Here is an 8,831-nt window from a genome sequence, read left to right on the forward strand (position 1 = left end):
ATTCCGTCCGGTCCGCTTCGAGCACCGATGGCGGCGCAATGGGCCGCCATCGACGCCGTCGTCGTCATCGGCGAAGGCGGTGCGGGCGATCGAGTTGCCCGCGAGGCCGAGCGGCACGGCAAGAAGGTTCTTGCCGGACGCCTCGTACCCGACGAGGCTAGCCTCCCCGCGCTGCGGCAATTCGACGTGCTCGCCTTCGCGGGGATCGGTCGCCCGGAAAAGTTCTTCGAGACGTTGCGCGGGGCCGGTATCCGGGTGGCGGAGACCCGGAGCTTCCCGGATCATCACGTCTATGCGACGACCGAAATCGACGATCTCATGCGCATCGCCAGGGAGCGCGATCTCACGCTGGTGACGACCGAGAAGGACATGGCGCGCCTGTCCGGCGCTGGCGGGAAAACCTTGTGGCAGGGGATTGAGACGCTCGGCGTCAGGCTCGAAATCGACGACACGGAGTCGCTTCGCAACCTGCTCGCGCGCCGCATCGCGGAGCGACGGACGGGCGTCAGGTCAGGCTGACGGCGTCGCGGTTTCGGTAACGCGGGCCCAGACGGCCTCAGGCGACGCGTAGGCTTCCTGGCGTTCGACGCTCCAGTATTTGAGCTCATCCAGAGGGATCTGCTTACCCGTCACGGCGCAGATCACGAACGTCCCGGGTTTGATCACGCGGAGATCCGCGTCGAGATACTGGATGATGGCTTCGCCGCCGCTGCGTTCGAATTTGTTCATGGTGATATCGGTGCCGTGTTGTCGAAGGGGCCGAAAGCGTCGTGGGACACGGCCTTTTCCCTTACGTGGGCGACGGCCGCAACCCGTTCAATGACCCGTCAGAATAAAGCGCCCTGTTCCGAGGGATTCGGTCTGGTTTTGCCTGCCGCCTTCGGCTTGACGCCGCGTCCCCCCGTGGCGTCCGCGACGCCGTCCACGAATTCGAGCACGAGCGGCAAGCCTTCGGAGACGGCGGCGGCCGAGCGCAGCATCCTCCCCTCCCCGTCGCGAACGAGCGCAAACCCGCGGGCAAGGACCGACTTGTAGTTCAGGCTGTCGAAAAGCTGCGCGGATGCGACGTAGCGTGCGCGCTTGCGCGACAATTGCCCCTCGACGGCGGGACCGAGCCGTTCGGCGACGCGCAGGACGGTTTCCCGTCGTTGTCCAATGCGGACGATTTCGGCGCGCAGGAGGAGGTCGCGCGCGGCGCTGAGGCGTTTTCCGAGATCGCCCAGTTTGTCGGCGCGAGCGGCGAAGACCCGGTCGACCGCATCCCGGGGCCGGTGTCCGACCGAATCGAGCCGCGCCCGCATGGCGGCGACCCGAGAGGCGGGCGAAAAGCGTGCGAGCCCGCGCCCGGCTTCGTTGAGCCGGTTTTCATGATCGCGGGCATTGCGCCAAAGTGCGGGTCCGAGCTTCGCGGAGGCGAGGTCGAGCTTCTGGCGTTTCGGCGCGAACAGCGCATCGGCATTCGGCAATGCCCGGGCGACCGAGCGCAAGTCGGCCTTGCGACGATCGAACATGCGCAGCAGCGATTCCATGTGCCGGCGCGCGAGATCGTTCAGGCCTGCGAGCRGATCGACGCGGACCGGCACGACCATCTCGGCGGCGCCGGTGGGCGTGGGAGCGCGCATGTCGGCCGCGTGGTCGATCAGCGTCCAGTCGGTCTCGTGCCCCACCGCCGCCACGAGGGGAATGCCGCTTTCCGCAGCAGCGCGCACGACGATCTCTTCGTTAAATCCCCAGAGATCCTCGATGGAGCCGCCTCCCCGCGCCACGATCAGGACGTCGGGGCGTGGGATGGGGCCTCCCGGCACCATCGCGTTGAACCCGCGGATCGCCGCGGCAACCTCGGCGGCGCTGGTTTCGCCCTGGACACGGACCGGCCAGACCAGGACGTGGCGGGGAAAGCGATCCTCCAGCCGGTGCAGGATATCGCGGATGACGGACCCGGTGGGCGAGGTCACGACGCCGATCACGCGCGGCAGATAAGGCAGCGGCCGCTTGCGGGCGGTCTCGAACAGCCCCTCGGCGGTGAGCTTGCGCCGGCGTTCCTCCAGAAGCGCCATGAGCGCCCCGACGCCTGCCGGCTCGAGCGATTCGATGACGATCTGATAGGTGGATTTCCCCGGAAAGGTGGTGATTCGCCCGGTGGCGATGACCTCGAGCCCCTCCTCGGGCTTGATGCGCAGCCGCGAATAGGTGCCCTTCCAGATCACCGCGTCGAGGCGCGCGTTCTGGTCCTTCAGGCAGAAATAGGCGTGCCCGGAGGAGTGCTGTCCCCGGAAGCCAGAGATCTCACCGCGCAGCCGGACATGGCCGAACGATTCCTCGATGGTGCGCTTGAGAGCGCCCGCAAGATCGGAAACCGTCCATTCGGGGGCATTGGAGAGGAGTGTGTCGGAGGTCATGGGGGGAAACTAGCGGGTGGGAGCCCCGGTGAACAGGTGGCCGCCGCGCGATCGATCGGCGGACGAACGCTTGGTTTGCGTCATCAATCAGAATGTCGCGGTACAAGCCCCTTGTCTATGATACGATATCACATTATAAAAATCGGTCTCTTTCCCTTGAGTAACATCATGACCACCCACGTTGTATCGTCATCGAAAACAACCACGCAGACCGGCGAGCATGCCTTTGGCTTCGGTCAGACGCCTGAGGACACGCTCACCGCCGGTGACACCTTGACGTTGAATGCGGGGATCACGCTTCTCGCCAAGGGCACCGATGCGCATGGAATCAGATCGACAGGGACAGGGCTTGGAATTGGCCTGACGATCAAAGGGAGTGTCGAGGCGAGCGGTAGCGAGGGGGACGGTATCTCCCTCGTCGAAGGGACCTCCGCTCATACGATCGCGTTGGAGGCCAACGCATCCGTAACGGGCAAACGTTACGGAATGGATATCCATGGAAGCGCCAACATTTCCAACGCAGGTTCGATCAGAACCAGCGGCGGAGCCTACGCCATCAATCTGACCGGTAACGCCGCTGCGCTTACCATCAACAACAACACCAGCGGAGCCACGATTTCCGGCTCCATATCCAATACCAGCGGCTCAAGCACTATTCTGACAGCCACGACCAATGTGACCAATCTTGGAAGCATTTCCGGTTCGGTCTCCAGCCTCTACGGCTCCGTCACAATCGACAATTCCGGCACCATCAGCGGATCGGTCACCAGCAGCAAGGGTTCCGTCACACTCACCAACGCGACAGTTGCAAGCTATGTCAGCGGCTCCGTCTCCGCGCGCGGCGGGTCGAGCACCATCACCAATAAGGGCACCATCTACGGAGAGATCACAGGGACTGACGGGCAACCTGTCAGCGCCGATACCAAGTTCACCATTACGAACGACGGCAAGATCTTCAACAAGATCACGCTCGGGAAATTCGACGACACCTACGATGGCAAAGTGGGAACCGTCAGCGGGGTCGTGAAGCTGGGCGCCGGCGACGACCAAGCCTACGGCGGCAATGGGGCGGAAACGTTCGAAGGTGAGGCCGGCGACGACACATTGTCGGGCGGCGGTGGCGCCGACAAACTGCTCGGAGGCGCCGGCAACAACCTGATCGACGGCGGCGCCGGCAATGACACCATCACGAAAGATTCGGTCGGCGTCACCGACACGATCCATGGCGGCGCCGACATCGACACGCTGACATATTCCACAGCGCCGGTCTCGACGTTCGGTGGTGTCAGACTGAACCTGTCGGTCCAAACGGCCCAAGCGACAGGGTACGGACTCGATACCATCACGGGCATCGAAAACGTCACGGGAACGGCCTTCGCCGACGCGATCACCGGCAACGCATCTGCGAACTCGCTTACCGGGAATGCCGGCGCCGACCAACTGCGTGGCGAAGACGGCAACGACACCCTGAGCGGCGGCAACGATGGCGACGGGTTGTGGGGCGGGACCGGGGACGACCGGCTCGATGGCGGGAACGGCAGCGACCTTCTCTACGGCAACGATGGCGGGGACACCATCTATGGCGGAGCGGATGCGGACAGCATCTGGGGCGGCACGGGGAACGACGGCATCGAGGGCGGTTCCGGTGCCGACCTCATCTTCGGCGAGACCGGCGACGACACCATCATCGGCGGGACGGAGGCCGATACTCTCTGGGGCGGAGACGGCAATGACGGGATGCGGGGCGATGCCGGCAACGACCTGCTCTACGGCGAGGCCGGCAACGACACAATCCTGGGCGGCGGCGATATCGACAGCCTGTGGGGCGGCCTGGGAGACGATTACCTCTCGGGCGACAGCGGCAACGACATGCTTTTCGGCGATGCCGGGGCCGATACCCTGATGGGCGGGGCCGATGCGGATAATCTCCACGCCGGATTGGGGAACGACAGCCTCGACGGCGGTTTCGGAGACGATCGCGTGTTCGGCGACGCGGGCAACGACACCCTGTTTGGCGGCACGGAGAACGATTACCTCGACGGCGGCATCGGCAAGGACTACCTCTTGGGCGGTTTCGGCGAGGACGTTTTCGCCTTCAGCCACAAGCCGAATGTCCGCACCAATGTCGACACCATCGCGTCATACAGCGTCAAGGACGACACGATCTATCTGGACAATGCGGCATTCAAGGCGCTCGGCCGAAAGGGCAGTGCGACCAAGCCCGCGCCACTCGAAAAGAAGATGTTCTCGGTCGGGTTGAAGATCGACAGCAGGAACGACCACATCATCTACGACAAGAAGGGCGGCGTCCTCTACTACGATGACGACGGCACGGGTTCCCACAAGGCGACGCCCTTCGCGGTCATCGGCAAGAATCTCAAGCTCACCTATCACGATTTCTTCGTGATCTAGCGTCGTCGCGGCATCCTCTACCGAGGTCGATTGCGGCCATGGCAGGCGCGCCGCGTCCGATCTCTGCGGATCGCGGAACCGGCAATCCGTTTGCACCGGAGCGCGAGACATTCTAAGGCCTCCTGCGACGAGCAGGAGATCGCACATGAACATTCTTCTCATCGGTTCCGGCGGCCGCGAGCACGCTCTGGCGTGGAGCCTGTCTGCGAGCCCGCTCTGCGACCGCCTGTTCGTCGCTCCCGGCAATCCCGGCACCGCACGCCACGGCGATAACGTGGTGCTGGACGTGGCGGACCACCGCGCCGTGATCGATTTCTGCCGGACGATAGCCATCGACTTCGTCGTCGTTGGGCCCGAAGGACCGCTCGTCGCGGGTCTCGTGGACGACCTGAAAGCGGCCGGGATCAAAGCCTTCGGCCCCGGAAAGGCAGCCGCCCAACTGGAAGGCTCCAAGGCCTTCACCAAGGACCTTTGCGCCGAATTCAACATCCCGACCGCTGCCTATCGGCGTTTCACCGATGCGGACGCGGCCAAGAGCTACATCCGAAGCTACGGCGTGCCCATCGTGGTGAAGGCCGACGGCTTGGCGGCCGGCAAGGGCGTCGTCGTGGCGACGAGCTTCGAGGAGGCCGAGGAGAYCGTCGAGATGATGCTCGGCGGCGGCTTCGGGACCGCCGGCGCCGAGGTGGTCATCGAGGCGTTTCTAGACGGCGAGGAGGCGAGCTTCTTTGCCCTTTGCGACGGCACGACCGCGCTCCCCTTCGGAACCGCGCAGGATCACAAGCGCGTCGGCGATGGCGACGAGGGGCCCAATACCGGCGGAATGGGAGCGTATTCGCCGGCGGCGGTCCTCACGCCCGACCTGCAGGCCCGGGTCATGCGCGAGATCATCGAACCCACGCTTGCGGGCATGCGGGCCCGAGGCACGCCCTATACGGGCATCCTCTATGCGGGCCTGATGCTGACCCCGGAGGGTCCGCAGCTCATCGAATACAATGCCCGCTTCGGCGACCCCGAGACCCAGGTGCTGCTGCCGCGCCTGAAATCCGACCTCGTCACCGCGCTCCTTGCCGCCTGCGACGGCGTGCTCGACAGCGTCTCGCTGCAATGGTCGGATCGCGCCGCGCTCACCGTCGTGATGGCGGCCAAAGGCTATCCGGGCGCGTTCGAGAAAGGCTCCGAGATCCGCGGGATCGCCGAGGCCGAAGCGCTCGACGACGTGCTCGTCTTCCATGCCGGAACGAGGCAGGACGGGGATCGGATCCTTGCCAATGGCGGTCGCGTGCTGAATGTCACGGCGACCGGCCGGACGATCACGGAGGCGCAGCGGCGCGCCTACGAGGCGGTGTCGAAAATCCACTGGAGCGGCGGCTTCTGCCGCGGCGATATCGGCTGGCGCGCCGTGAACCGCGAGCATTCCTAGGACGGCGCGCAAACCCGGCCCGAGGCGGCGTCGGACCAGGGGGATGACGTCCGGACTTCCTCCCCTAGCTGTAAGGCGACCCTCTCCCCTCTCCGGAGCGCGCCATGACCGACGATCTTTTCCCCGGCTTCGAATCCCACTGGATCGACACTGAGGTCGGTCGGGTCTTCGCGCGCTCCAAAGGCGACGGCCCGCCGGTCGTGCTGCTGCATGGTTTTCCGCAGACCCATGTCATGTGGCACCATCTCGCGCCGACCCTCGCCGAGACCTATCGGGTCGTCTGCATGGATCTGCGCGGCTATGGCTGGTCCAGCGCGCCGAAGGGGGATCCAACCCACGACACCTATTCCAAGCGCGCCATGGCGCGCGACGTAATCACCGTCATGGAGGCGCTCGGCGCGATCCGCTTCGCCGTGGTGGGACATGATCGCGGCGCAAGGGTCGGATACCGGCTGGCGCTCGACCATCCCGGCCGCGTCGAACGCCTGGCGCTCCTCGATATCCTGCCCACCGCCTATGTCTGGGCGCAGATGAAGGCCGGCAGGGTCGCGGCCGCTCATTGGGCATTCCTCTCCGAGCCCTTTCCCAAGCCGGAGGAGGAGATCGGGCGCGATCCCGTCGCCTATTTCGAGGGGTTGATGCGGAAATGGTCGGCGCCGGGGGACCTGAGCGCGTTCGACCCCGTTGCCATGGCGGYCTATCGGAACGGCTTCAACGAGCCCTCGCGCATCCACGCGTTCTGCGAGGATTATCGCGCGGGAGCGACCCGGGACGTCGAGGCGGACGAGGCCGATCTCGCTGCGGGCAAGACGATCGCATGCCCCACGGAGCTGATCTGGAGCGATTTCTATCTGGTGCGCGGGACCAGCGGGGAAGCCATGTCTCCGCTCGATGTGTGGCGCCAGACATTCGCGCCGAAGATCACCGGGATCGGCGTGTCGTCGGGCCACTTCGTCGCGGAGGAAAATCCCGGCGCGACGTTGGAAGCGTTGATCACGTTCCTGTCGGCCTGAGGCTTATCGGCGTTCCTCGAAGAACGTGCGCAGCAAGGCCGCCGCCTCGGCCTCACGGATGCCGCCATAGACCTCCGGCGCGTGATGGCATGTAGGCTGCGAAAAGAAGCGGACGCCATTCTCAACCGCGCCGCCCTTGGGATCGTGCGCGGCAAAATAGACCCGGCGGATGCGCGCGAACGAGATGGCGGCGGCACACATGGTGCAGGGTTCCAGCGTCACGTAGAGATCGCATCCGATGAGGCGCTCGTCGTCCAGCGTCTCGCATGCGCGGCGGATCGCGAGCATTTCGGCGTGAGCCGACGGGTCGCGCATTTCGCGCGGCCGGTTTCCGGCGGAAGCGATCACCGAACCGTCGCGCACGATCACGGCGCCGACCGGCACTTCGCCCTTCTGGGCAGCAGCCCGCGCCTCGTCGAAAGCGACGCTCATTGGATCCATCTGGACGCCCGCGACCTTATCCATCGTGCTCGCTTCTCCTCCTCTCCTCTGCTATCAGGCTCCCATGACCGACAGCAATGACGATGGCAAGAAAGGCCGTCCGCGAGGACGCCCTGGCCAAGGCCGCACACCGGGCCGCACCCCCGGCGACAAACCCTTCCGCAAGCCGGCCGGCGGCGCCTCGCGACCCTTCCGCGCGAAGGCCGATGAAGACGACCGCCCACGCCGCGATTCCGGAGACCGGCCGTTCCGCGCCCGCCCGGCCGATGAGCGGCCGCGGGCTCCCCGCGAGAGCGGCGACAACCCCTTCAACAGCCCCGAGGCCGACGCCAAACCATGGGCGCCCCGCGAGGGCGGCGAAAGGTTCGCCCGCCCACGCGGCGACACGCGCGACAAGCCGTTCGCCAAGCGCCCGGAGGGTGACCGGCCCTTCAAGGCCCGTGGCGAATTCAAGCCCCGCGCCGAGGGCGGCGAACGACCCTACCGGGACCGTGGCGCCGAGGGCGACAAGCCCTTCCGCCCGCGCCGCGAGGACAGCGATCGTCCGGTGCGCGGACGTTCCAGCGACGCCCGCCCGCCGCGCGTGGAGGCCAAGGCCGCGGCACGCCCGCGTCCCGCCCGCGAGGCCGTACTGGAGGCGCAGGCGCAGGAGCCCGCCGAGGATCGGATCGCCAAGGTCATCGCCCGCGCCGGCATCGCGTCGCGTCGCGACGTGGAAGCCATGATCGCCGAGGGCCGCGTGACGCTCAACGGCAAGGTGCTGGATTCCCCCGCCATCAACGTGACGGCCGCCGACCAGATCACCGTGGACGGCGAGCCGCTTCCCGTGAAGGAGCGCACCCGTCTCTGGCTCTATCACAAGCCGCGCGGTCTCGTGACCACGGCGCGCGACCCCGAGGGCCGTCCCACGGTCTTCGACAATCTGCCGGAGGACCTGCCTCGGGTGGTGGCCATCGGCCGCCTCGACATCAATACCGAGGGCCTCCTCCTCCTCACCAACGACGGCGGGCTTGCCCGCGTGATCGCGCATCCCAATACCGGCTGGCTGCGGCGCTACAAGGTGCGCGCCCATGGCGAGGTCAACCAGGCGCAGCTCGACGACTTGCGTCACGGCGTCACGGTCGACGGCATGGAATACGGTCC

General features: G+C 66.1%; 8 protein-coding genes. 5 read left to right on the top strand and 3 right to left on the bottom strand.

The window, feature by feature from the left end; translation table 11 throughout:
- The coding region (locus AC1DVM_RS21575; protein ID WP_477257917.1) for a tetraacyldisaccharide 4'-kinase at nt 1-519 on the top strand (519 nt) is incomplete at its 5' end.
- Here the strand turns inward: AC1DVM_RS21575 and AC1DVM_RS21580 are convergent.
- Together AC1DVM_RS21580 and xseA are read right to left on the bottom strand one after the other, a co-directional pair.
- On the bottom strand, nt 511-729 hold the full coding sequence (locus tag AC1DVM_RS21580; protein WP_477257919.1) for a DUF2093 domain-containing protein: 219 nt from the start codon (nt 727-729) through the stop codon (nt 511-513). The genes AC1DVM_RS21575 and AC1DVM_RS21580 overlap by 9 nt on opposite strands.
- Nucleotides 730-827: 98 nt before the next feature.
- Nucleotides 828-2,399, bottom strand: a complete 1,572-nt coding sequence (gene xseA, locus AC1DVM_RS21585; protein WP_477257921.1) for an exodeoxyribonuclease VII large subunit — start codon at nt 2,397-2,399, stop codon at nt 828-830.
- A gap of 168 nt (nt 2,400-2,567) precedes the next feature.
- On the opposite strand from xseA, the gene AC1DVM_RS21590 reads away from it, so the two are divergent.
- From AC1DVM_RS21590 to AC1DVM_RS21600, 3 genes are all read left to right on the top strand, one after another.
- Nucleotides 2,568-4,811: a hypothetical protein gene (locus AC1DVM_RS21590; protein WP_477257923.1), complete on the top strand. Its 2,244-nt coding sequence runs from the start codon at nt 2,568-2,570 to the stop codon at nt 4,809-4,811.
- Between the two features lie 145 nt (nt 4,812-4,956).
- Complete coding sequence (purD, locus tag AC1DVM_RS21595; RefSeq protein ID WP_477257925.1) at nt 4,957-6,234, top strand: phosphoribosylamine--glycine ligase; 1,278 nt, start codon at nt 4,957-4,959, stop codon at nt 6,232-6,234.
- Between the two features lie 104 nt (nt 6,235-6,338).
- Nucleotides 6,339-7,247, top strand: coding sequence for an alpha/beta hydrolase (locus tag AC1DVM_RS21600; RefSeq protein ID WP_477257927.1), 909 nt, complete (start codon nt 6,339-6,341; stop codon nt 7,245-7,247).
- Between the two features lie 3 nt (nt 7,248-7,250).
- On the opposite strand, the gene AC1DVM_RS21605 is transcribed toward AC1DVM_RS21600, so the two are convergent.
- Nucleotides 7,251-7,712: a nucleoside deaminase gene (locus AC1DVM_RS21605; protein WP_477257929.1), complete on the bottom strand. Its 462-nt coding sequence runs from the start codon at nt 7,710-7,712 to the stop codon at nt 7,251-7,253.
- A 40-nt stretch (nt 7,713-7,752) separates the two neighbouring features.
- Between AC1DVM_RS21605 and AC1DVM_RS21610 the strand changes: the two genes are divergently transcribed.
- The coding region (locus tag AC1DVM_RS21610; protein WP_477257931.1) for a pseudouridine synthase at nt 7,753-8,831 on the top strand (1,079 nt) is incomplete at its 3' end.

The organism is Microvirga sp. P4_A5 (genome assembly GCF_056402495.1).